This is a genomic window from Marinomonas sp. MED121, from assembly GCF_000153025.1.
GTDB lineage: Bacteria > Pseudomonadota > Gammaproteobacteria > Pseudomonadales > Marinomonadaceae > Marinomonas.
In genome coordinates this window covers 1,599,070-1,622,471 of record NZ_CH672429.1, presented here as the reverse complement: position 1 = coordinate 1,622,471, position 23,402 = coordinate 1,599,070, and the positions used below count along the sequence as shown (strand labels likewise).

At 43.6% G+C, this 23,402-nt stretch carries 17 protein-coding genes and 1 other annotated feature; of the genes, 14 read left to right on the top strand and 3 right to left on the bottom strand.

Going from position 1 to position 23,402, the window contains the following annotated elements:
• Window positions 1-18: 18 nt before the first annotated feature.
• Window positions 19-1,185 carry an aminotransferase class I/II-fold pyridoxal phosphate-dependent enzyme gene (locus MED121_RS07335; protein ID WP_009833013.1) on the top strand — a complete coding sequence of 389 codons (1,167 nt, stop codon included), beginning with the start codon at window positions 19-21 and terminating at the stop codon, window positions 1,183-1,185.
• A 111-nt stretch (window positions 1,186-1,296) separates the two neighbouring features.
• Window positions 1,297-1,728, top strand: coding sequence for an RDD family protein (locus MED121_RS07330; protein ID WP_009833012.1), 432 nt, complete (start codon window positions 1,297-1,299; stop codon window positions 1,726-1,728).
• A gap of 77 nt (window positions 1,729-1,805) precedes the next feature.
• Here MED121_RS07330 and lptG read toward each other — a convergent pair whose 3' ends face one another.
• Both lptG and lptF read right to left on the bottom strand, forming a co-directional pair.
• Window positions 1,806-2,867 carry an LPS export ABC transporter permease LptG gene (gene lptG / locus MED121_RS07325; protein ID WP_009833011.1) on the bottom strand — a complete coding sequence of 354 codons (1,062 nt, stop codon included), beginning with the start codon at window positions 2,865-2,867 and terminating at the stop codon, window positions 1,806-1,808.
• The gene (lptF, locus tag MED121_RS07320) at window positions 2,864-3,988 is read right to left on the bottom strand and encodes an LPS export ABC transporter permease LptF (RefSeq protein ID WP_036178938.1); all 1,125 of its coding nucleotides are present in this window, start codon (window positions 3,986-3,988) and stop codon (window positions 2,864-2,866) included. Before lptF ends, lptG begins: the two co-directional genes overlap by 4 nt.
• A 122-nt stretch (window positions 3,989-4,110) precedes the next feature.
• On the opposite strand from lptF, the gene MED121_RS07315 reads away from it, so the two are divergent.
• The 10 genes from MED121_RS07315 to MED121_RS07270 all read left to right on the top strand — a co-directional run bounded on the left by MED121_RS07315 (window position 4,111) and on the right by MED121_RS07270 (window position 17,155).
• Window positions 4,111-5,568: a leucyl aminopeptidase gene (locus tag MED121_RS07315; protein ID WP_009833009.1), complete on the top strand. Its 1,458-nt coding sequence runs from the start codon at window positions 4,111-4,113 to the stop codon at window positions 5,566-5,568.
• Between the two features lie 231 nt (window positions 5,569-5,799).
• The gene (locus tag MED121_RS07310) at window positions 5,800-6,198 is read left to right on the top strand and encodes a hypothetical protein (RefSeq protein ID WP_009833008.1); all 399 of its coding nucleotides are present in this window, start codon (window positions 5,800-5,802) and stop codon (window positions 6,196-6,198) included.
• 144 nt (window positions 6,199-6,342) lie between these two features.
• On the top strand, window positions 6,343-9,126 hold the full coding sequence (locus MED121_RS07305; RefSeq protein WP_009833007.1) for a valine--tRNA ligase: 2,784 nt from the start codon (window positions 6,343-6,345) through the stop codon (window positions 9,124-9,126).
• A 155-nt stretch (window positions 9,127-9,281) separates the two neighbouring features.
• Window positions 9,282-10,175 carry an AraC family transcriptional regulator gene (locus tag MED121_RS07300; protein ID WP_009833006.1) on the top strand — a complete coding sequence of 298 codons (894 nt, stop codon included), beginning with the start codon at window positions 9,282-9,284 and terminating at the stop codon, window positions 10,173-10,175.
• A gap of 106 nt (window positions 10,176-10,281) precedes the next feature.
• The gene (locus MED121_RS07295; protein ID WP_009833005.1) at window positions 10,282-12,414 is read left to right on the top strand and encodes a TonB-dependent siderophore receptor; all 2,133 of its coding nucleotides are present in this window, start codon (window positions 10,282-10,284) and stop codon (window positions 12,412-12,414) included.
• Window positions 12,415-12,452: 38 nt separating this feature from the next.
• Window positions 12,453-13,196, top strand: a complete 744-nt coding sequence (locus tag MED121_RS07290) for a siderophore ferric iron reductase (RefSeq protein WP_009833004.1) — start codon at window positions 12,453-12,455, stop codon at window positions 13,194-13,196.
• Entirely contained in the window at window positions 13,184-13,951 is a 768-nt protein-coding gene (locus MED121_RS07285) for an ABC transporter ATP-binding protein (RefSeq protein WP_009833003.1), read from the top strand. The genes MED121_RS07290 and MED121_RS07285 overlap by 13 nt, the downstream gene beginning before the upstream one ends.
• The gene (locus MED121_RS07280; protein WP_009833002.1) at window positions 13,945-14,880 is read left to right on the top strand and encodes an iron-siderophore ABC transporter substrate-binding protein; all 936 of its coding nucleotides are present in this window, start codon (window positions 13,945-13,947) and stop codon (window positions 14,878-14,880) included. The genes MED121_RS07285 and MED121_RS07280 overlap by 7 nt, the downstream gene beginning before the upstream one ends.
• On the top strand, window positions 14,877-16,838 hold the full coding sequence (gene fhuB, locus MED121_RS07275; protein ID WP_009833001.1) for a Fe(3+)-hydroxamate ABC transporter permease FhuB: 1,962 nt from the start codon (window positions 14,877-14,879) through the stop codon (window positions 16,836-16,838). Before MED121_RS07280 ends, fhuB begins: the two co-directional genes overlap by 4 nt.
• 77 nt (window positions 16,839-16,915) lie before the next feature.
• Window positions 16,916-17,155, top strand: coding sequence for a cold shock domain-containing protein (locus MED121_RS07270; RefSeq protein ID WP_009833000.1), 240 nt, complete (start codon window positions 16,916-16,918; stop codon window positions 17,153-17,155).
• A gap of 55 nt (window positions 17,156-17,210) precedes the next feature.
• Here the strand turns inward: MED121_RS07270 and MED121_RS07265 are convergent, their stop codons facing one another.
• The gene (locus tag MED121_RS07265) at window positions 17,211-17,639 is read right to left on the bottom strand and encodes a CBS domain-containing protein (RefSeq protein WP_050764538.1); all 429 of its coding nucleotides are present in this window, start codon (window positions 17,637-17,639) and stop codon (window positions 17,211-17,213) included.
• Between the two features lie 91 nt (window positions 17,640-17,730).
• On the opposite strand from MED121_RS07265, the gene tadA reads away from it, so the two are divergent.
• On the top strand, window positions 17,731-18,240 hold the full coding sequence (gene tadA / locus MED121_RS07260; RefSeq protein ID WP_036178937.1) for a tRNA adenosine(34) deaminase TadA: 510 nt from the start codon (window positions 17,731-17,733) through the stop codon (window positions 18,238-18,240).
• Window positions 18,241-18,337: 97 nt separating this feature from the next.
• Window positions 18,338-22,231, top strand: coding sequence for a phosphoribosylformylglycinamidine synthase (gene purL / locus MED121_RS07255; protein ID WP_009832997.1), 3,894 nt, complete (start codon window positions 18,338-18,340; stop codon window positions 22,229-22,231).
• Between the two features lie 517 nt (window positions 22,232-22,748).
• Window positions 22,749-23,292: a sequence feature (16S ribosomal RNA rRNA prediction is too short), on the top strand.
• The last annotated feature ends 110 nt before the right edge of the window (window positions 23,293-23,402 follow it).

Below are 23,402 nucleotides of genomic sequence, written 5' to 3'. Positions count from 1 at the left end.
TATGTTAAGAGAGTATAGATGAGTCAATTGGCGAACCGTGTTGAGCAAATTTCTCCCTTTCAAGTCATGGCTATATTGGGACGTGCAAAAGAAATTCAAGCCCAAGGGGTTGATGTAATTCACTTAGAAGTGGGAGAACCCGACTTTGTCGCGTCTGAGGCGGTAAAAAATGCCGGTGTTGATGCCATTGAGCAAGGTCTTACTGGTTATACTTCAGCGACAGGCTTACCTCAGTTAAAACAGAAAATTGCCGCTCATTATCAAGATAAATATCAAGTAGAGGTCGATCCTAATCGAATTATTGTTACTCCTGGAGCGTCTGGGGCATTGCAGTTGCTGGCAAGTTTAATGGTAGATGCGGGTAAAAATGTACTCATGCCTGACCCTTGTTACCCCTGTAATCGCCACTTTCTTATTCAGGTTGGGGCAAATGCAAACTTGGTTGCGACCTCTGCAGCAGACAATTTTGAAATTCCCATTGAGAAAATTGATACGCTTTGGAATGAGAGTACGACGGGAATGTGGTTAGCATCTCCTGCTAATCCAACGGGCGCTGTATTGTCTAAGGCTTATATTCAATCCGCATTGGATAAGGTGACTCATTTGGGTGGCCACTTGATGATTGATGAAATTTATCAAGGCTTGGTTTATGAGGGGGAAGATTTTACTGCGCTTTCTCTATCGGATGATATTTTTGTGATTAATAGCTTTTCTAAATATTTTGCGATGACAGGTTGGCGTTTAGGTTGGATAGTTGTACCTGAGTGGGCGATAGAAGCGGCAACTAAACTAGCTCAGAACTTTTTTATTTCAGCGCCAACCATCTCTCAATATGCAGCATTAGAGGCTTTCAGCGAGTCTTCCATGGGTGAGTTTGAACAAAGGCGGCTAGTGCTTGATGAAAGGCGCAAGCTACTCGTGTCTGGATTGGAGGGTATGGGGCTAAAACCTGTGGTACCAGCCCAAGGTGCATTTTATATTTATGTAGATGTGTCTTCTATTACGGATGATGCCATGTCCTGGTGTTTAGACTTGTTAGAGGCCGAAGCGGTTGCGCTGACGCCAGGTGCCGATTTTGGTAAGGAGCAGGCGCATAAATATGTTCGCTTTGCGTATACCTGTGATACTTCGCGTCTACAGCAGGCATTAGCTCGAATTAAGACATTTATCGAGGCTAGATCATAATTTCTTAGAGTAAACTTTATTTGGATGAAAAATGCTTGTGTCTCCTTGGGGCTTACAGGCATTATTGCCGCGTCTTGAAATATGCAATTTAAAAAGAAGGTATAAAAGTTAATGGACTCGATTCAAGTGGCATTATGGCGCCGTCTTGCAGCAGCTGTTTATGACAGTATCATTTTATTGGCACTTTATTTTGTCGCGGCGTTACTGGCGGTTGTCATTAATGATGGTGAGGCAGTTGAGACGCCTTTGTTTTTTTTGGCATTGCTGTTTATTACTTGGGCGTTTTTTGTGAAGTTCTGGTGTTCACCTGGACAAACTTTAGGGATGCAAGTGTGGAAGGTGAAGGTCGTTAATGAGAGGGGTGGACCACTTACCTCCAAACAAGCCAGTGCTCGTCTAGTATGCTCTTTATTATCTTGGGGTGTGTTAGGGCTAGGTTTTATCTGGGCATTATTCGATAAAGAAGGCCTCACTTGGCATGACAAGTTAAGCCAGAGTCGACTTGTTTTTATTGACCATAAAAAACAACAGGCAGAAAAATAGTTTGCGACTTTAAGACTAAAAGCTTGATGACTATAGACCTCATTGCTAAGGGCTACTTAATTAAAGTAGCCCTTTTTTTATTTGGCGCGTTTAAGTTGCAAAGTACCAATGGCTAAACAAATTGCAATGGGAATTAATACCCCTAGAAGAGGTGAAAAATCAGCGGCTAAGCTCATTCTGCCAAATAGATTTAAGCCATTTTGAAAAATAATTCCAATCATGACGCCAGAAAAAATCCGGCTCCCCATAGTGGACGACCTTAGGGGGCCAAATACACTGGATAAAGCAATAAGCACCAAGGCGATAGACGCCACCGGACGTAATGCCTTGGTCCAGAATTCTAGCTCATAGCGAGAGGTGTTAAGGTCTTGCCCTTCTAGATAGTTTTGATAAGAAATCGATTGGCTCAAAGAAAGTGCTTCAGGCTCTTGTGTTGCAAGGTATAGGTGCTCAGGCTTGAAAGTCATGGTTAAACTTTCAAAGTTTGTGTTATTTGATTCAATTTTATCTGCAAGAAATTGAGTGTTGGTAACTTGGTTTAGAGTCCATTCATCCGCTGTTTTGTATTGTGCTGTTTTAGCAATCTGAGTGCTTTGCAAGGTTTGGTTTTTCGAATTAAAGACTTTTACATTATAAAGGGTGCCCTTTTGATCAGCAGCACCAATAAAAATATACTTCTCTTCTGATCGAATCCAAACGCCACCTGAAATAATGTTGTCAGAGGTTTGCTGCTTTTTTAAATTCTCAATGAGGTTTGCTCTTTGGTCTGCATTAGGGGCAATAAATTCCGAGATGCCAACGCCAATTAAAGAGATAATTAAAATGGGTTTGATTGCCGACCAACCAATGCGCCAAATAGGAATGCCTGCAGCGCGAATCACTGTCAGTTCTGAGGTTGAGGCAAGTGCACCTAGTCCTACTAGGGTACCAATTAATGACGCAATCGGAATATATTCCGCAAACTTGCTAGGTAGTCTTAACAGCAAGACTTCTAATAAGTTTGAAATAGTATAAAACTCACTGATGCGCTTTACTTGTTCAATAAATGTTAGGACATAGTCTAAGCCTAACAAAATAAATACAACGGCAAAGAAGGCCCAAACCACGCCTTTTCCTATGTAAGAATCTAGTTGCTTCATGAAGGCTGTCCATCTGAGGTTGAGGTGCTTTGCTTATCTGCTTTTATGGGCTTTTTTATCAAGCGTATTTCGTTAAAAAGAGAGAATAAAAAAGCAGCAATGAGCCCAAATAGAATGTGAACCCACCATAGCCCGAAGCTGCTAGGGATTCTGCCTTTTTCTAATGAGGTGCGCCCCCAGATAAGTAAACCTAGGTATAAAATCATGAGTAAGATGGCGGGTAGCATTTTAAAAAAGCGGCCTTGTCTAGGGTTTACTTGGCTGAGTGAGGTGCCAATAATCGCTAGAATAGGGATCATGATGACTAGGCTTATGCGCCATTGCCACTCAGCTTGCTCATTAAGGTCGTCACTTCGCCAAATTTCAGAAGAAGGCTTAGTGCTTGGGTCTTCAATGCTTAATTCACCTTTTTCATCTAAAAGAACGGCATAGGTATCGAATTGAGTGATTCTATAGTCCAACTGTCCCGGAACGCCTTCAAAGCGCGTACCATTTTTAAACACTAGGTAAGTATCTCCGCCTTCTAGCTGGATTTGCTCAGCGTGTGAGGCAAGGGTTTGAGTGGGGATGTTTTTACCCTCAACCTTGGAGGTGTTAGAAATGAACACATCTTTCATCCAACCTTCTTCAGGGGTAATTTCTGCCACATAAGTGGTGTTAAAACCCTTTCCTTGAAATCGACCTGGTTGTAAAAAATCGAAGACAGTAAGTTGGTCCTGTTCTGCTTTAGCTAGCTGAGATTGATATTCGCTAGTGGGAGCTAACCAAAGACTAATGCTTGCATTGACTAAAGTGGCAATTAAGGCGATGCCCAAGGTGTAAAATGTGAGTTTCACCTTACTGATGCCGCAGGCAAATAATATCGACATCTCGTTTTCGATATAAAGTCGACCATAAGCAAGCAGCAAAGCGAGAAAAAAGGATAAAGGAATAATAATTTGTAAAAAGCTCGGAATATGGAACCCAAGAATGATGAAAAGAAATTCAAATGTCATTTTTCCTTCTGCAGCACGGCCTAAATAGCTGACAAAACGACCACTGGCAATGATTAATAAAAGAATAAAACTGACGGCCATGGTTGACACCAACACTTCTTTCGCCAAGTATCTGAATAATTTCAAATGTACCTCTTAAAGTATTTTGTATAGTGCTTGGGGTTGATTATTGAAGCTTTGAACCCATTATCCCTTGGTAATAAGGGCTTTATCCAGTTTTTTATAATAATTTTTTAAAGGAAACACTCATGAATACAGCGTTATTCGATCGCCTATCTGCGGTCCAAGCTGATTTGGTCGTTACCCTAGTGCCAAGTGACGCAGCGTTACCCCAATCAACCAGTTGGGTCGATGAAAATACTGCGGGACTTATTTCGCAATTGCGTGAGTCAAAGGTGTTTTCCGGTAAATTAGCTGAAACTCTATTGTTACCTGTTGCCGGTCAAGATTATGCACAAGCGGTTTTGCTTGTCGGAATAGGTAAAGACGAAACTTTATCAGATGCCAGCGCCCGTAAAGTCATGGCTGCTGTTGCTGCTAAAGTAAAAAGCCTGCCTTATGCCAGCATTGCATTTGCAGGTGCTGAGCTAGCAGTTGCAGAGCATTCTCAAGCTCAAGTCCTTAGCCTTACATCACAGTGGTTGCATGAAGGTTTTTATCAGTTTACAGGCTTTAAGCAAGACGATCAGGTGCTAACGATTGAAAATATCTTGTTTGAAGGAACCGATCAAGGTGCACTTGATGTGGGTGTCGCAACGGCTGCGGGTTCTGCTATGGCGCGTCGTTTAGGTGACCTACCAGGCAACGTTTGTACACCTAGTTATCTAGCTTCAAAAGCACAAACCCTCGGTGAAGATTACGGTATCGAGGTAGAGCTAGTTGACGAAAGTCGCATGTCTGAGTTGGGTATGGATTGCCTATTGTCTGTTGGTCGCGGTAGTGATCAACCAAGTTATTTAATCGTCATGTCTTATAAAGGCGGCGATGAAGGTGATGCACCTTATGTCATGCTGGGTAAAGGTATTACCTTTGATACAGGTGGTATTTCGTTAAAACCAGGTCCTGGCATGGATGAAATGAAATATGACATGTGTGGTGCTGCCAGTGTATTCGGCACTATGAAAGCAATTTGTGAGCTTAAGCCTAAGGTAAACTTTACCGCTGTGGTTGCCGCTGCTGAGAATATGCCAAATGGTAATGCCTCAAAACCGGGTGATGTGGTTAAAACAATGTCAGGTCAAACTGTTGAGATATTGAATACAGATGCTGAAGGGCGTTTGGTTTTATGTGATGCGCTGACTTACATTGAGCGTTTTGAGCCTAAATCTGTGGTTGATGTTGCAACGCTAACAGGCGCTTGTGTGGTTGCTTTAGGTGGCGTTAACTCTGCTATGTATACCAATAATGACGCCTTGCATGACGATCTTCGTGGTGCGAGTAAAGTGTCAGCAGATAAAGTATGGCCAATGCCACTTGATGATGAATATCAGCAGCAGTTAGACAGCAACTTTGCTGATATTGCTAACATAGGCGGAAAAGAAGCGGGTTCTGTTACTGCAGCATGTTTCTTGTCTCGTTTTACTAAGTCGTACCCTTGGGCGCATTTGGATATTGCTGGAACGGCATGGACAGGTGGCGCTAAGAAAGGCGCAAGTGGACGTCCTGTTGCTTTATTAACTCAGTACTTGTTGTCTAAGGCAAACTAGTCACTGTTAATGCTAATTTAATATAGATTAGCAGGCTCTCTATCAAAAAGGTCGCATTGATTGCGGCCTTTTTGCTTTTTAGACACTTATGGAAACTGAATCTTTGTTATTTTTAACAAATATCGTATTTTCATTTTCTTGACCTAGACATTTCCCTGTACCAATGCGAAAGTATTGATTCTATCTGCATAACTTGATAATAATTTTTTATTAGCGTTTTTGGGTGCTTTTATGTCAAACCACACAAGAGAAGAAGAGTTTATTCCTGAGCCGGATGAGAGTGTTCTCATTTCAGCACTTAGGAATCAAGACGATATTCCTATCTTGATGGACGTGGTTGGTGAAGGGTTAGCGCCAAAAGTTAGCCAAGAAGGGCACCTATCTCAAGTTTTAGCCCAAGGTACAGATACCGAGCTAGACGACCCCCAAGAGAAGGAGGAACTCATTGCAGCATCTTCAACTGCAGCAGAGAGTGTCATCGAACCTAAATCTCCCTCTGATGAACCACTAAATATCGATCCGGTTAAATTGCAGCAGGCCATTGAAAAAGCCTTTGCTAAAGTGCTGCCAAGCTTGATTGAAGAAGTGGTTAACGAATTAGAGCTTTCAACGACTCCTAAGAAACCATAAGTCCGAATAAATTCGTTAATTTATTGGTAACAGTGAACATCGATTAGCCGTGGATATTCTTTATCAACGTCTGTCGCGTTATACTAGTCGGCAATTAAGTTTCATATCAAATTCACGCAATTTAAAAAAGTTTAAGACATCACAATGGAAAAGACCTACCAACCGCAAAGCATTGAACAGCCAATTTACCAACGCTGGGAAGAAAATGGCTATTTCACACCTCAGGGCGAGGGTGACCCTTTCTCTATTATGATTCCGCCACCAAATGTGACGGGTACCTTGCACATGGGTCATGCCTTCCAGCATACCTTAATGGATGCCATGATTCGTCGTGAAAGAATGCAAGGTAAGCGTACCTTGTGGCAGCCAGGTACTGACCATGCGGGTATTGCAACGCAAATGGTTGTAGAAAGACAGCTAGCTGCAGACAACATCACACGCCATGATCTAGGGCGTGAAAAATTCCTTGAAAAAGTATGGGATTGGAAAGCGCAGTCTGGCGGTACCATTTCTGATCAAATGCGTGTCATGGGTGATTCGGTTGCGTGGGATAAAGAACGTTTTACCATGGACCCTGGCATGTCTGCTGCGGTGCAAGAAGTGTTTGTTCGCTTATTTGACGAAGGTATTATTTACCGTGGCCAGCGTTTGGTTAACTGGGATCCAGTATTACACACAGCGATCTCTGATCTGGAAGTTATTTCTGAAGAAGAGAATGGCTTCATGTGGTATTTCCGCTACCCACTGGCTGATGGCGCTAAAACCGCTGATGGTAAAGATTACATAGTCGTTGCCACAACACGTCCAGAAACCATGATAGGTGATGAAGCGGTTGCCGTTGATCCTGACGATGAGCGTTACATTGACCTAGTTGGCAAGGAAATCATGTTGCCTTTGGTTGATCGTCGTATTCCAATTATTGCTGACTCTTATGTGGATAAAGACTTTGGTACAGGTTGTGTAAAAATTACCCCTGCCCATGACTTTAACGATAATGAAGTGGGTAAGCGTCATGACCTGCCTTTAACGAATGTTTTTACTGATGATGCCGCGCTTAATGATATTGCACCTGAGAAATACCGTGGCATGGATAGATTCGAAGCCCGTAAGGTGATTGTTGCAGATTTTGATGCGCTTGGACTGTTAGAGAAAGTTGATGACCATAAGCTAAAAGTACCTCGTGGTGAACGTGGTAATGCGGTAATCGAACCTTATTTAACAAACCAATGGTATGTTGCGGTTGAGACACTCGCTAAACCTGCGATAGAGGCGGTTGAAAACGGCGATATTCAATTCGTTCCTAAGCAATGGGAAAACACCTATTTCTCTTGGATGCGTGACCTACAAGATTGGTGTATTTCTCGACAACTTTGGTGGGGCCACCAAATTCCGGCTTGGTATGATGCCGAAGGCAAAGTCTATGTTGCCAACACCGAAGACGAAGTACGTGCTAAATATGGTTTAGCGGCTGATGTTACTTTGAATCGTGATAACGATGTACTAGATACTTGGTTCTCTTCAGCGCTTTGGACGTTTGCAACACAAGGTTGGCCTGAAGAAACGGAAGACTTTAAAGCCTTCAGTGAATCAGATGTGTTGGTAACCGGCTTCGATATTATTTTCTTCTGGGTTGCCAGAATGATCATGATGACCTTGAAGTTTACTAACAAGGTACCTTTTAAAACCGTTTATATTACCGGGCTTATTCGTGATGAACGCGGTGATAAGATGTCTAAGTCCAAGGGTAATGTGATTGACCCGTTGGATTTGATTGGCGGAATTGATCTTGAAAGCCTAGTGAGTAAACGTACCTCAGGTATGATGCAGCCTCGTCTTGCCGCTAAGGTTGAAAAAGCCACTCGTGAAACTTACCCAGAGGGTATTCAAGCTTATGGTACGGATGCTTTGCGCTTTACCTTGTGTTCGCTTGCGTCTGGTGGTCGTGATATTAAGTTCGACCTGAACCGTTTGGAAGGTTACCGTAATTTCTGTAATAAGATTTGGAACGCAACGCGTTATGTTCTGATGAATACAGAAGAACATGATTGTGGCCAAAATGGTGGTGATGCAGAGCTGTCTTTAGCGGATAAATGGATCATTTCTCGTTTACAAAAAGCAGAAACCGCTGTTAACCAAGCTTTTGATACCCATAGATATGACCTTGCTTCACAGGCGCTTTATGAGTTTATGTGGCATGAATACTGTGATTGGTACCTAGAACTTTCTAAACCAGTACTTTGGGATGAAAATGCAACACCAGCACAGCTTCTAGGTACACGTCGTACCTTGGTTCGCGTACTTGAGTCATTCTTACGTTTAGCACACCCTATGATGCCTTTCTTGACCGAAGAAATTTGGCAGAAGATTGCGCCTATGGCGGGTGTTGAAGGTGATACCGTGATGATGGCGGCTTACCCACAAGCGGAAGCGGCTAAGCAAGATGAATCTGCAGAAGCGGATGTTGAGTGGATCAAAAGTGTCATCGTTGGTATTCGTAACATTCGTGGCGAAATGGACATAGCACCATCGAAAGCCCTGAATGTACTGATGCGTAATGGTAGCGAACAAGATAAATCACGTTTGCAAAGCAATATGAACTTCTTGCAAAAACTAGCCAAACTAGAAAGCGTGACTTGGCTAAATGAAGGTGATGACGTGCCTATGTCTGCAACCGCACTGGTTGGTGATATGGAAGTGCTTGTGCCTATGGCGGGTTTGATCGACAAAGATGCTGAGCTTGCCCGTTTGCAAAAAGAAATTGATAAAGCCAGCAAAGATCTACAACGTATCCAAGGTAAACTTGGCAATGAAAGTTTTGTTGCGAAAGCACCTGCAGCAGTGGTTGAAAAAGAGCAAGCTAAGCTTGCTGATTTGACACTGACGGTTGCAAAACTAAACGAACAAAAAGCGAGTATCGAATCTCTATAAGAGGTTAGTCTATCGTTTTAGCTGGTTAAAAAGTCAAAGCCCCTTACTTATCATGTATGAGTAAGGGGCTTTTTTTGTTTAAGAGGTTTCAGTTTTGACAAGTTTAAGTAAATAAATGATAATCGTTCTCAAATGAATCTTATTATTTTTTTATCATGACTTATTCAACCGTTTCATCATCGCCTGCCAGATTGACTCGAATCGAGACTGTCCTTGATTATATCCATTGCCATCTTGATGAGCCCTTGAGTGTGGTGAGTTTAGCTGAAAAAAGCTGTTGGTCCCGCTGGCAATTACAGCGGATTTTCGGTGAAGAAACCGGCCTCACTGTCGCGCAATATGTTCGTGAGCTTAGGTTGAGTCAGGCTGCAGAGAACCTAGTCTCGACGAATCAAAGACACCTTGATATTGCACTAGAGTGCGGTTTTGATTCTGAAATAAGTTTTAGCCGAGCTTTCAAACAAATGTTTACTTGTTCTCCAAGAGAATACCGTAACCGTGGTAAGCGCCAAGGCTTGCGTACACCGCTTCAATATCGAGAGCATGCTTATACTCTCCCGGAAAATGCTAAAAGCTTTATGCAAATTCGTATTGAAAGCAAAGAGGCGTTTGCCTTGTCTGGGGTATTTGATTGGATTAATGGCCCTTTTTCAGCGGCACCTAACTTTCTAGAACGAGTCCCTAATCTTTGGCGAACACTTGAGCTGCCTTTGGAGTGTGATGCATCTAAAACTAATCCAATTGGTGTGATCAATACCCATGGTCATGCTCAAAACCCAGGGCAATTACAATACTGGGCAGGGTATCAAGGCCTTAATCTAGGTGATCATGCTTCAGTACAGGTGCCAGCACAGGAGTATGCAGTGATTCCGGTGCAAGGTAAGGTGAGCTCTTTGCAAACGGCTGTTGATTGGTTTATCCGTCATTGGTTGCCTGAATCAAACTACAATGGCATCACAGGCTATGAGTTAGAAATGTACTCACCCCAATACGATCCTTATTCTCCTTCAAGCTATATGGAATTTTGGCTACCCATTGCGCCACGTTAATATTTCTATAGCGATTAAAGATGCACCAAAAGGTTAAGTTTAAAAAAGAATTAATTAGTAAAATGAGAATCATTATCAATGTTTTCTTTTATTCTTTGGAGCTTTAATGAAAACCTCTGCGTGTTTTGCCCCCACATTAATCGCTATCTCTGTGGCCTTAGAATCCGCTCATTTGTCGGCAAATGAAGTGCAGGCAGTCGAATCGGATGTCTATGAAATGGAACCTTTAGTGATTAAAGGGCAGGCCTATCGTAATACGGCAACTAAGACTCAATTAGAGTTTGCGGAAACCCCACAGGCAATTTCACATATCACAGAAGAAGAGCTGGACGTACGGGGTACTGAAAGTGTGGCAGAGGCGGTGCGCTATGTGTCAGGGATTAATACTGAACTGCGTGGCGGTGCCGTAACCCGTTTGGATCTTTTTAATATACGTGGTTTTACCAACTACCAAAATTATTACGACGGCTTGCAGTTATTGTTTAATGATTGGAACTTGCAGCCACAAATTGATGCCATTGCAATTGATCAGGTGGAAGTCTTTAAGGGGCCAACATCGACCTTATATGGCGCTATGCCACCTGGTGGTATGGTCAATGTCATTGGTAAAGCACCACAAGCAGAGAGCGCCCATAGTGTTGAAGTGTCTGTTGGTAGTAATAGTAAAAAAGAGATCGAATTTGAAAGTCGTGGGGCGCTGAGTGACTCTTTGGATTATAGCCTTGTTGGGCTAGTTAGAAGCAAAGATGGTCAAGCGGTTACCTCAGAAGAAGAACGTATTGTTATTGCACCATCGTTAGATTGGAAGGTTAGTGAAGACACACTTATAAATTTTAATATGTATTACCAAAAAGATCCAAGCATGGGGGTTTATAGCTCGCTGCCCTCTAAAGGAACTGTCTATAGCAATATAAATGGTGCTCTAGATACGGATGCGTATGCCGGTGATGCTAACTGGGAAACTTTTGAAAAAGAAGTCTTGTTATTGGGTTATAAATTCGATCATAGATTTAATGATACTTGGAGCTTTTTACAAAATGTTCGCCTTATGGATGCTTCTGCTTATCAAGAAAATACCTATTCAACAAGTTTGGATGCTGATGAGAGAACGCTAAATCGACGGGCTTATTTAACTGATGAAGAAAGCCAAGGTATTACCTTAGATAACCAATTTTCTGGTGCTTTTGATATAGGTGATGTTGAACACAATGTATTGGTTGATATTGATTACTTAAAACTGAAATCAGATATTAAGTATGAAGATGCGGTAGCGCCAAGTATCGATCTTTATGACCCAGATTATTATCAAATTACAGCATCTAGCTTGGACTTTGCAGCGTCTGGTTATAGCAGTGACTTTGATATTGAAAAAGAGCAAACAGGCGTTTATTTGCAAGATCAAATGCGTATCGATCAATGGGTGGTGATTGCCGGTGCTCGTTACGATGATTATCGCTCCCATGAAGATGGGATTAAGTATGGCTCGACGACGGATGTCAGAATAGATCAAGAACAACTAACGGGTCGAGTGGGCGCTCTTTATGAAATGGAAAATGGCTTTTCGCCTTTTGTTAGTTATGCCCAAAGTTTTGAGCCTGTGTCAGGCAGTGATAAAGATGGCAATGCCTATGATACCTCCACTGCCAATCAGTTTGAGCTTGGGCTTAAGTATGAAGGTAATGGTACCCAGGCGAGCTTAACGACTTACCAAATTGTAAAAGAAAACGTGCTCACCCGAGATCCAAATGGTAGTGCCTATGACAAGATTCAGGTGGGTGAGGTTCGTTCTCGTGGGGTTGAGTTAGATCTGCATAAAGCCTTATCAGAGCAAATGGATGTGCGTGTAGCAGTGACTGTACAAGACGTAGAAGTGACTAAAGATAACAGTGGCATCCAAGGTAATACGCCAATTTGGGTGCCAGAGCAGCAAGTGTCTACTTGGTTAAATTATCAGCTGACTCAGGGCGTAATGCAGGGCGCGCAAGTCGGTGCAGGTGTGCGTTACATTGGTGAGATGCAATTAGATGCGGCTAACTCAGATACGGTACCCAGCGCGACCTTAGTCGATTTATCTATGGCCTATGATCTAGAAAATGCTTCAGCCACCTTAGCAGGTGCGAGTGTGCGCTTTGCTGTCTCTAATGCGTTGAATGAAATCTATTACAGCTGCTACGACTCAAGCAATTGCTGGTTTGGCGATGAAAGAGCGTTTGAGCTAAGTGGGCGTTATGAGTTTTAGGTGTTTGCTAGCTGAGGTGGAAACTTTGAGAGGCTGGTATGGTTAGGCTAGTGGACCGCCTGTTTCTCAGTGCCAGTCAATGTATCCCCGCATTGGCTGGTAAAGAAGCAAGAGTAAACACACAGGTGCAAGGAGAAGCTAATGCTGATAAGGCATTGGCTTTAACTTTATCGGTGCAGAGTTTGGAAGCATTGCATGGGGAGCTAACTCGTCGATTTCCAGAGGCGGGCTCATCCTATTGGCGCATTAGAAGCTGGGGGCTTGTAAACTGGCAGCCTATCTATCTTGCTCTCATTTGTGTGTATCAACTGCATTGTGTGCCAACAAGCTTAGGACGGATGAAACAAACTCGAACGCAGGATTATGTCGCAGGGTACGAGTTAGAAGATGATGCTTGGCAAGCAGGGAATCGCGATCAACTCATTTACCTAGCTGGGTGCCAGTTGAATCAAATCTTTTCGTCATCAAAAGAGACATTCATAGATTTATTCGGTGGTAAGCCTGTGATGTATCAGGCGTTGCTGGCGGATCAGTTTATTGAGTCTCTTGTGCAGGCAACACACTTCTCTTTGCTCTGTCGTGAGCAGCTTGTTAATGATCTACCTTTGTGGGCAAAAATACTCAACCTTCCCTTAGTAGCGATGCGCGGACTTAAGTGTGAGCGAAATGAAGTGCGCTTTATTCGACATACCTGCTGTTTGCACTATCAAAGAGAGGGTGGCGATTTATGTCTTACCTGTCCTCGTCATAAATCAAAAAAGAAGAACTCATGTTCGAATTAAACAATATTAAAGTTGAGCGGGCATCACGCACCATTCTCTCAATCCCTCACCTGAGTTTACCCAGTGACCAAGTGTGCGTCGTATTGGGCCACAATGGGTCCGGTAAAACGACCTTGATTCAAAGTTTAGCGAATCAACTCGTGCCGGATCAGGGTGAGGTGCGACTCAATAAACAAAATATACAGGCTTTATCGCAACGACAACTGGCACAAAAAATAGGTTATTTGCCGCAGGGCTTGCCCAGTGCAGCGGGTTTAAGTGTGAGAGAGCTAATTTGCATGGGGCGATACCCATGGCATGGGGCATTTGGTCGCTTTACGAAGCAGGATAACGACATAGCCGACAAGGCGATTGAGCAGGTCGGGATCGCCCATTATGCCCATCAGCTGATTGATGATTTGTCTGGCGGAGAGCGTCAGCGTGCCTGGGTTGCTATGTTGCTTACTCAGCAATCCCCTGTTCTTTTATTAGATGAGCCAACGTCGGCGCTGGATATCTCTCATCAATATGAATTAATGCGTTTGTTGCAGCAATTAAATCGTGAAACCGGTCAAGGCATGATTATCGTTTTACATGATATCAACTTGGCGTCACGTTTTGCGGATCACATATTAGCCATGCGGCAAGGGCAATGTTTCTTTCAGGGCACGCCCGCCCAATTTATGCAATCAGAGCGTTTAGAGGCCATGTACGGCGTGCCTATGTCTTTGATTGATCACCCCTCAAACCATAGTAAAGTGGCTCTTATATGTTAATGAATAATCTCGTATCGAGTTGGCTCAAGATGAGCCTTAGTTGTTTTGCCCTAGTACTTTCGGTTTCAGTGTTGGCAGAGGTTAAAATTCAAGATAGTCAGGGTCAACAGGTATTTTCTCAAACACCTGTTCGTATTGCTGCACTGAGTTGGGAGCTGGTTGAAGATGTAATTGAGTTGGGCCTTGAGCCTGTGGCGATTCCAGAGCGAGAAGCTTATCAGGAATGGGTAGCAAAACCTGCCTTGCCTGATTCAAGTGTTGATATAGGAAGTCGAGCTGAACCTAACCTTGAAAAACTCGCTCAGCTTAAACCTGATGTGATCTTGATTGGGGCAGCACTTAAGGATATTCGATCTAAACTGGAGAGAATTGCCCCCGTTGTCTTTTTTGATACTTATCAGCGCGATCATAATAATCAGGAACAAGCAGATCAAGTCTTTCTAACCTTGGCAAAACTCTTGGATAAAGAGGCCCATGCCCAAGCCAAACTGGCCGCGAGGCAGCAGGTATTTGAGCAGCTAAGAAGCCAGCTTAATGCTGCTTTTCCAGCAGGCTTGCCTAAAGTCACCAGCTTGCGTTTTGCCAGCACCACTTCTGCCTATGTATATGGCGATAATGCCATGCCGCAATATGCCCTTGAGCGTTTAGGCTTGCAAACGGCTATGCCTTTAGCAAGTACCCAATGGGGCGTGACTCAAAAGCGCCTTAAATCTCTTCGGGGGATTAAAGAGGGAGTTGTCCTTTACTTTAAGCCATTCCATTTCGAGAAAAAGCTCGCTAAGTCGCCACTTTGGCGCAGTATGCCTTTTGTAAAGCAAGGGAAGGTGGCATCGATTGCCTCTACTTGGACTTATGGCGGCGCTATGTCTTTACAATACTTAGCTCAAGCCATGACAGACTCATTGTTAGAGGTTGCTAAACAGCAATGATGCGTTTTTTGCTTTTGTTCGTAAGCTTGCCGTTTATCTGTGTTTTGTCTTTGCAAATTGATAGTGACCTTTCCTTATGGCAGCAATGGCAGATGCTGATTAGCCAAGAGCTGGATCAAAGTTATGAGCAAATAGATTGGGCCTATTCGCGTTTGCCTCGGCTGGTTATGGCCTTATTAGTTGGTGCTTGTATGGGGTTAATCGGCAGTGTTATTCAACAGCTGACCCGCAACCCCTTGTTATCTCCTGCCACACTTGGCTCTTCCAGTGGCGCTTGGCTGGGCTTAATTATACTTGCTGTGGTTTGGCCAGAAGGGCAGAGCCAATATCAAGTATTTGCCGCCATGTTAGGTGCCTGTATCGCTTTGGTCTTGGTATTGGTTATTTGTGGAGTGCGAAACCTGACCGGTTTATCTGTGGTGCTATCAGGTATGGCGGTTAACTTGTTATTTGGCGCTATCGCCATCGCTTTGATTTTGATGAATGATCAATATGCTAAAAACCTCTTTATTTGGGGGGCGGGTGATCTAAGTCAAAATGGTTGGGAGAAGGTTCGTTGGTTATGGCCGCATTGCCTACTTGGGTTAGCAATACTGGGTTTTGCAGGTAAACCGTTAGACCTTTTAAAAATGGGTCAAAGTGCCGCCTCTGGTCGAGGCTTGAATGTCGCTGGTTTGTTTTTACTGCTCATGCTTGTTGGTCTCTGGATGCTTTCGGCAGCGATCACCATGGTTGGGATTGTGGGTTTTCTGGGCTTAGTTGCGCCTAATCTTGCTAGGTTAATAGGGGCAAGAGCCGCAAGTGCAGAGCTGTATATTTCGACCTTATTGGGCGCCATACTGCTTGTTGTTGCCGATAGTCTCGCCTTATTTCTCAATACGATTACGTTTGAAGTGGTACCGACTGGGTTAACTACCGCCTTTTTAGGTGCACCTCTATTGATTTGGTTAATTCAAAGACGCCTTTCTCAGCAGGATAAAATTACCTATCAGGTTCACTATACTAAGGCGACTTTTACCCAGACTAAGTTAGTGATGGCTAGTCTTGTGTTAGTTGTTATTGTGCTACTGGCTTTGCTGACGCATATGGATGATGGATTAAATTTTCGTTGGCCAAATGAATTTGCTTGGCCGATTCGTTGGCCAAGAATAGTCGCAAGCCTTGCAGCAGGCGCTGGTATGGCTGTCTCAGGTGTGATTATGCAGCGCTTAATTCATAACCCATTGGCAAGTCCAGATTTGTTGGGAGTATCTGCTGGCGCGGTTTTAGCCCTTGTTACAACCAGTGGTTTCTTAGGATGGCGTATTGGTGAATTAGGCCCCTTGGTTGCTTTCTCTGGCAGCTTCTTAATCTTACTTATTTTGCTTGTGTTGGGTTCGCGTTTTCGTTTTGCGCCTGCTCCTATGATTTTAACGGGTGTGGCTTTGTCTGCTTTCATAGAAACGCTTGTGCAAGGTGTTTTGATGAAAGGGACGGAAGAGGTTTATGACATCTTACGTTGGTTAGCGGGCTCCACTTATCGTGTTAAACCAGATCAAGCATGGGTTTTAATGCTGGGTGTCAGTGCACTTATTATGATTAGCCTGAGTTTGCATCGATGGCTGACGCTAATGTCCATGGGGCGCGAGGTTGCGGCGGCGCGTGGTGTGAATGTAAAGCGTGCCTTTATTTTATTATTGATACTGTCAGTGAGCTTGTGTTCATTGGTTACTTCTATTCTCGGGCCCATTGCTTTTGTCAGTATTGTTGCACCTCATTTAGCAAGCTTGTTAGGTGCCCGACAAGTTTCTGTTCAAATATTGTTATCAGCGCTTTTAGGGGCGGGTTTCCTTCAACTTGCAGATTGGCTGGGTCAAATGGTAATTTATCCTAATCAACTTGCTGCTGGCACCATGGCCGCCATCATAGGTGGGGTGTTTTTTATGCTGCTGTTATTGCGAAACAGAAGTGTATTTTAAAGTGCAAGGTGACAGCTAAGCTTGCCAGCTAAGGCTGGTGGCTCGAATTGATTGAGAATAATAAAAAGAGGCGATCAATGACAGATAAATTAAAGGGTACAGTAAAGTGGTTTAATGACTCTAAAGGCGTTGGTTTTATTCAAAGAGACAATGAAGCTGATGTGTTTGTACATTATAAATCGATTGTCAGTGAAGGGCATAAAACCTTGAAAAAAGGCCAAGCCGTGTCTTTTTTTATTACTGAAAATGATTTTGGACGGCAAGCGAGTGAAGTGGCGTTATACGTCAAAAAGGTTGCAACCCCTGTGACCGAATAACCTTGATAATAAAAAGGCCTGACTTATCAATACGAGTCAGGCCTTTTTGGTTAGACTATTTCTCTTTTTTCTCGCTCAATAGATTGCGTGCTAACTTCACAAAATCTATTGGTGTTAAAATGCCAACTAATCTGCCTTGATCGACAACAGGTAGGCAGCCATATTTGTTTTCTACAAAAAATTCGGCGGCAGTATCTAGATGAGTATCTTGCTCTATGGTTAGCATATCTGTGTTCATTGCCTTGCTAACTGGCGTCTGCATTTCTTTTTTGCTCAACATACCAGTACCGAATTGGCTCACAAGGTAAAAAGCATGTTTTAAATATTCTCGTTGAGTTAACATGCCGATGCATTTTCCGTCATCATCAATAATTGGCAAGTTTCGAATATTCTTGTCTTGCATGATTTTTTTAGCATCAGCAAGGGAGGCGGTCTCAGCCAAAGTGACTAAGTTGGTAACCATAAGATCTGAAACGGTCTGCACAGGGTGAACTCCTTCCATAAAAATTCTGTATAAGCCTAACTTATAGTTAGTTTATACCTGTAAACAATCAAGTTTTTCGTGAGGTAAGTCAATGTTCAGTGACGAATACTGGATGGAACGCGCTTTAGTTTTGGCTGATAAGGCGGCAACTGAGGGTGAGGTGCCTGTTGGTGCTATCTTGGTATTAGATAATGAAATTATTGGTGAAGGCTATAATTCGCCTATTTCGACCTGTGACCCTACCGCCCATGCTGAAATTCAAGCCATTCGAGATGCCTGTAAAAATGTTGCCAATTACCGTCTGCCAAAGGCGACACTTTACGTTACCTTGGAGCCTTGTTCCATGTGTGCAGGTGCCATTGTACACGCCAGAATAGCGCGTGTTGTTTATGCGGCAACTGAGCCAAAAAGTGGTGTGGTTGAGTCTCAGAATCAATTTTTTGAGCAGGATTTTCTTAACCATTCAGTCAAGGTTGAGGCGGGGGTTTTAGGGCCTTTTGCCTCGCAAAAGTTGAGCGATTTTTTTCAATATCGACGAGATCAAAAGAAAAAGATCAGAACCGCTTCTAAATTAGCTCAAGAACAAAAAAAGTTGTCATAAATCTGTTAAAAAAGCACGACTTTTATAGCTTAGGTTTGCTGGCTTGATTTAGAATACGCCCCATCACTTCAAACCACAAATCGAGGCAATAAACGTCATGCTTACCTTGCTAGGTTCTTCGGCGCTATCCGCGTTTCGTAAGACAAAGTTACTGGCCAATGTTCAAAAGTCAGTACCAGCCGTAATTGATATTGATGCGCAATATTTGCATTTCGTCGAACTTCTAGATGCTCAAACACTTTCTGCTGAGCAAGAAACTGTATTGAGCAAAGCACTTACTTATGGTGCTAAGTCAGAAGCTGTGAATACATCTTCACAAAGTGTGCTTGTGGTTCCACGTTTAGGCACTATTTCTCCTTGGTCATCGAAAGCAACGGATATCCTACACAATTGTGGTTTGCAAGATATCGCTCGTGTTGAACGTGGCGTAGAGTATTTTATTCATAGTGATGCGCCTTTGAGCCAAGCTGAATTAGCGCTTGTGATCCCAGCGCTATATGACCGCATGACAGAGAGTGTCTTGTCGGGTGAAGCACAAGCTCAGCAACTTTTTGCACAAGCAACACCAGCGCCTTTATCACAGGTTGATATTTTAGCGGGTGGTCGTGCCGCACTTGAAGAGGCTAACCAATCTTTAGGTTTAGCCCTTGCAGATGATGAAATTGATTACTTGGTAACTGCCTTTGTTGAATTGGGTCGTAACCCAAATGACATTGAGCTGATGATGTTTGCTCAAGCAAACTCTGAACATTGTCGTCATAAGATCTTTAACGCGTCATGGACATTAGACGGCGAAGATCAAGAACGCTCTTTGTTCAAAATGATTAAGAATACCCATGAGCATAATCCTGACGGCACCTTGTCTGCTTACGTAGATAACGCTGCAGTCATGGAAGGCCATGAAGCAGGGCGTTTTTACCCTGATTCAGCATCGAAAGAATATGGTTTTAACCAACAGCCTATTGATATTTTGATGAAGGTTGAGACGCATAACCACCCCACTGCGATTGCGCCTTTCTCAGGTGCGGCAACAGGTTCTGGTGGTGAGATTCGTGACGAAGGTGCAACCGGTGTTGGTGCTAAACCAAAAGCAGGTTTATCTGGTTATACGGTTTCTGATTTGAAAATCCCAGGTTTTGTACAGCCTTGGGAAAGCCAATATGGCAAGCCAAGCCGTATTGTGACACCGCTTGATATCATGATCGAAGGCCCAATTGGTGGCGCGGCATTTAATAACGAGTTTGGTCGTCCTAACCTATTAGGTTATTTCCGTACTTACGAGCAAAAAATCACGTCAAGCCAAGGTGAAGAGGTACGTGGTTACCATAAGCCGATTATGCTGGCTGGTGGTTTAGGTAATATTCGTCGTGATCATGTGGAAAAAGATGAGATTCATGTGGGCGCGTCACTAATCGTATTAGGTGGACCTGCCATGCTAATTGGTTTAGGTGGTGGTGCGGCTTCATCTATGGCCTCTGCTGATGGTAATGAAGACCTTGATTTTGCGTCAGTACAAAGGGGTAACCCTGAAATGGAGCGTCGTTGCCAAGAAGTTATTGACCGTTGCTGGCAGCTAGGCGAAAACAACCCAATTAGCTTTATCCATGATGTGGGTGCAGGTGGTTTGTCTAATGCCTTACCTGAGCTTGTGAAAGATGGCGATCGTGGTGGTAAATTCGAACTACGTAATGTGCTAAATGACGAGCCAGGTATGTCGCCGCTTGAGATCTGGTGTAACGAATCTCAAGAGCGCTATGTGATGGCTGTTCCGCCTGAGCGTGTTGCTGAGTTTGCTGAAATTTGTGAACGTGAGCGTTGCCCATTTGCTGTGGTTGGTGAAGCGACTGAAGAGCTACATTTAGAAGTGGCTGATAAAATCTTTGCCAATGAGCCAGTTGATCTTCCTATGTCTGTCTTGTTTGGTAAACCACCAAAAATGCACCGTGAAGCGGTTAAAGCAGATATCCAAGGTGATGACTTTAATGGTGCTCAAATTGATCTTGTTGAAGCAACTCAAAGAGTATTGAGTCATCCGACTGTGGCAAGTAAGAGTTTCTTGATCACTATTGGTGATAGAAGTATTACCGGTATGGTTGCTCGCGACCAAATGGTGGGTCCTTGGCAGGTGCCTGTTGCGGATGTTGCTGTGACGACATCATCACTTGATAGTTATACCGGTGAAGCCATGACTATGGGTGAAAGAACACCTTTAGCCTTGTTGGATGCACCTGCATCAGGCCGTATGGCAGTGGGTGAAGCGCTAACTAACTTAGCCGCAGCGCAAATCACTAAACGTAATCATATTAAACTTTCTGCTAACTGGATGGCTGCTGCAGGTCATGCGGGTGAAGATGAGAAGCTTTATAAAACCGTAGAAGCGGTTGGCATGGAGTTATGTCCTGCTCTGGATATTGCGATTCCAGTCGGTAAAGATTCCATGTCTATGAAGACTGTTTGGAAAGAAGAAGGCGAAGAAAAATCCGTTACTTCTCCTCTATCTTTGGTTATTACCGCCTTCGCTCCCGTTGCAGATGCGCGTAAAACATTGACACCAGAACTACAGGATACGGACAGTAAGCTTGTATTGTTGGACTTGGGTAATAAGCAGAACCGTTTAGCAGGCTCTATTTTATCTCAGGTTTATAACAAACTGGGTGAGCAAGTGCCTGATGTTGATGATGCTGCCGTATTAGCTGGTTTCTTTGATACAACACAAGCGCTAAATGCAGAAGGTAAACTACTGGCTTATCATGATAGATCTGATGGTGGTTTATTAGCGACATTGGCTGAAATGTCTTTCGCCAGCCATAAGGGCTTAAATGTTGATGTTTCTCAGCTAGCTCAAAATACGGATGGTGTGGCTGCCGCACTCTTCAATGAAGAGCTAGGTGCTGTCATTCAAGTTGCAACGTCAGATCTTGCTGACGTTAAAGCAGCTTACGCGAAAGCGGGTGTTACTGCTGTTGAAGTGGCTGAACTAAATACTAGCGATGAAATCAAGGTTTCTTTCAATGGCAAAGAGATTGTTGCTGGTAAGCGTATTGATTGGCAACGTACTTGGTCGCAAACCAGTTATGAAATTCAAGCACTAAGAGATAATCCAAATACCTCTGCTCAAGAATTTGATAATTTATTAGATGCGACTGACCCAGGTTTATCCGCATCACTGACCTTTGATCTTGAAGAAGATGTGTTAGCTGGTATTGATCTTTCGAACCGACCTAAAATTGCCGTTTTGCGTGAGCAGGGTGTGAATGGGCAAGTTGAAATGGCAGCCGCTTTCCATCAAGCAGGTTTTGCACCTTTTGATGTGCATATGAGCGATATTTTATCGGGTCGTACTAAACTATCTGAATTCAAAGGTTTAGTGGCTTGCGGTGGTTTCTCTTACGGTGACGTATTAGGTGCTGGTGAAGGCTGGGCGAAATCGATTCTATTTAACCCAGTAGCGCGTCAAGAATTTGAAGCATTCTTCAACCGTGAAGATACCTTTGCGCTTGGTGTGTGTAACGGTTGTCAGATGTTATCTAACCTAAGTGAATTGATTCCTGGTACTGATCACTGGCCTAAATTTGTACGTAACGAATCGGCTCAATTTGAAGCTCGTTTAGTTCAGGTTAAAGTGCAAGAATCTAACTCCATCTTGTTTGCTGGAATGCAAGGTTCAACCATGCCGATTGTTGTGGCACACGGAGAAGGTCAAACCGAGTACAAGCAAGCTGAAGATCTAGATCAGCTGGTTGAAAAGGCTCAGTTAGCATTGCGTTATGTGAATAACAAAGGGGAAGCAACAGAACGTTATCCTTTCAATCCGAACGGTTCGGCTGCGGGTGTGACGGGGCTGACTTCTGAGAATGGTCGAGTGACCATTATGATGCCTCACCCTGAGCGTGTTTATCGTACCGTTCAGCATAGCTGGCACCCAAGTGAGTGGAATGAACAAGCACCTTGGTTGCGTTTGTTCCAAAACGCTCGTAAGTGGGTTGGTTAGTAAGAGTTAGTAAGAACGAGATAAGGTGATTATCCTGTCTTTTAAAAGGCCTTGATGCGTTAGCATCAAGGCCTTTTTCTTGCTTCGCACTTGGTATGCTAGAAAGATAAGTGAAATTTTGCATAAGTGACTATCAGCTGAATCAAAAGGATAAAATATTTTAAATAAATGAAAAAAGCGCTTGCCATAAAATCTGAGATGTATATTATACGCATCCACTGACACGGGGTAGCAAACAAGACTACACTGACAAGTTACCAAGTAACTCACTATCTAATACAGATAAGTCAGACGCTCTTTAAAATAGTTAATCAGATAATTTGTGTGGGCACTCGCTAGAGACTTCAGCAAGTTATTCGAGTTGTTAATTGCTTTGTAATTGATGTTCGAATAACTACAAAAAATTTAGAAGTCTTACGAGAGTCGATACTAAAACGCTTTATGTTTGATTCATTAGTTTGGATCGAGTTTTAAAGTCAGCAGTAAAGATTTGAGTGAGCAATGATTTTAAACTGAAGAGTTTGATCATGGCTCAGATTGAACGCTGGCGGTAGGCTTAACACATGCAAGTCGAGCGGAAACGATGTAGCTTGCTACAGGCGTCGAGCGGCGGACGGGTGAGTAACGCGTAGGAATCTGCCTAGTAGTGGGGGACAACCTGTGGAAACGCAGGCTAATACCGCATAAGCCCTGAGGGGGAAAGGAGGGGATCTTCGGACCTTTCGCTATTAGATGAGCCTGCGTGAGATTAGCTAGTTGGTGAGGTAAAGGCTCACCAAGGCGACGATCTCTAGCTGGTCTGAGAGGATGATCAGCCACACTGGGACTGAGACACGGCCCAGACTCCTACGGGAGGCAGCAGTGGGGAATATTGGACAATGGGCGCAAGCCTGATCCAGCCATACCGCGTGTGTGAAGAAGGCCCTAGGGTTGTAAAGCACTTTCAGAAGGGAGGAAAGGGTGTTGCTTAATACGTAATATCTGTGACGTTACCTTCAGAAGAAGCACCGGCTAACTCTGTGCCAGCAGCCGCGGTAATACAGAGGGTGCAAGCGTTAATCGGAATTACTGGGCGTAAAGCGCGCGTAGGTGGTTTGTTAAGTCGGATGTGAAAGCCCAGGGCTCAACCTTGGAATTGCACCCGATACTGGCAGGCTAGAGTACGATAGAG

Coding starts and splice junctions, on each gene's coding strand:
- MED121_RS07335 (WP_009833013.1), top strand. CDS start 19: ATGAGTCAATTGGCGAACCGTGTTGAGCAAATTTCTCCCTTTCAAGTC.
- MED121_RS07330 (WP_009833012.1), top strand. CDS start 1,297: ATGGACTCGATTCAAGTGGCATTATGGCGCCGTCTTGCAGCAGCTGTT.
- lptG (WP_009833011.1), bottom strand. CDS start 2,867: ATGAAGCAACTAGATTCTTACATAGGAAAAGGCGTGGTTTGGGCCTTC.
- MED121_RS07315 (WP_009833009.1), top strand. CDS start 4,111: ATGAATACAGCGTTATTCGATCGCCTATCTGCGGTCCAAGCTGATTTG.
- MED121_RS07310 (WP_009833008.1), top strand. CDS start 5,800: ATGTCAAACCACACAAGAGAAGAAGAGTTTATTCCTGAGCCGGATGAG.
- MED121_RS07305 (WP_009833007.1), top strand. CDS start 6,343: ATGGAAAAGACCTACCAACCGCAAAGCATTGAACAGCCAATTTACCAA.
- MED121_RS07300 (WP_009833006.1), top strand. CDS start 9,282: ATGACTTATTCAACCGTTTCATCATCGCCTGCCAGATTGACTCGAATC.
- MED121_RS07295 (WP_009833005.1), top strand. CDS start 10,282: ATGAAAACCTCTGCGTGTTTTGCCCCCACATTAATCGCTATCTCTGTG.
- MED121_RS07290 (WP_009833004.1), top strand. CDS start 12,453: ATGGTTAGGCTAGTGGACCGCCTGTTTCTCAGTGCCAGTCAATGTATC.
- MED121_RS07285 (WP_009833003.1), top strand. CDS start 13,184: ATGTTCGAATTAAACAATATTAAAGTTGAGCGGGCATCACGCACCATT.
- MED121_RS07280 (WP_009833002.1), top strand. CDS start 13,945: ATGTTAATGAATAATCTCGTATCGAGTTGGCTCAAGATGAGCCTTAGT.
- fhuB (WP_009833001.1), top strand. CDS start 14,877: ATGATGCGTTTTTTGCTTTTGTTCGTAAGCTTGCCGTTTATCTGTGTT.
- MED121_RS07270 (WP_009833000.1), top strand. CDS start 16,916: ATGACAGATAAATTAAAGGGTACAGTAAAGTGGTTTAATGACTCTAAA.
- tadA (WP_036178937.1), top strand. CDS start 17,731: ATGTTCAGTGACGAATACTGGATGGAACGCGCTTTAGTTTTGGCTGAT.
- purL (WP_009832997.1), top strand. CDS start 18,338: ATGCTTACCTTGCTAGGTTCTTCGGCGCTATCCGCGTTTCGTAAGACA.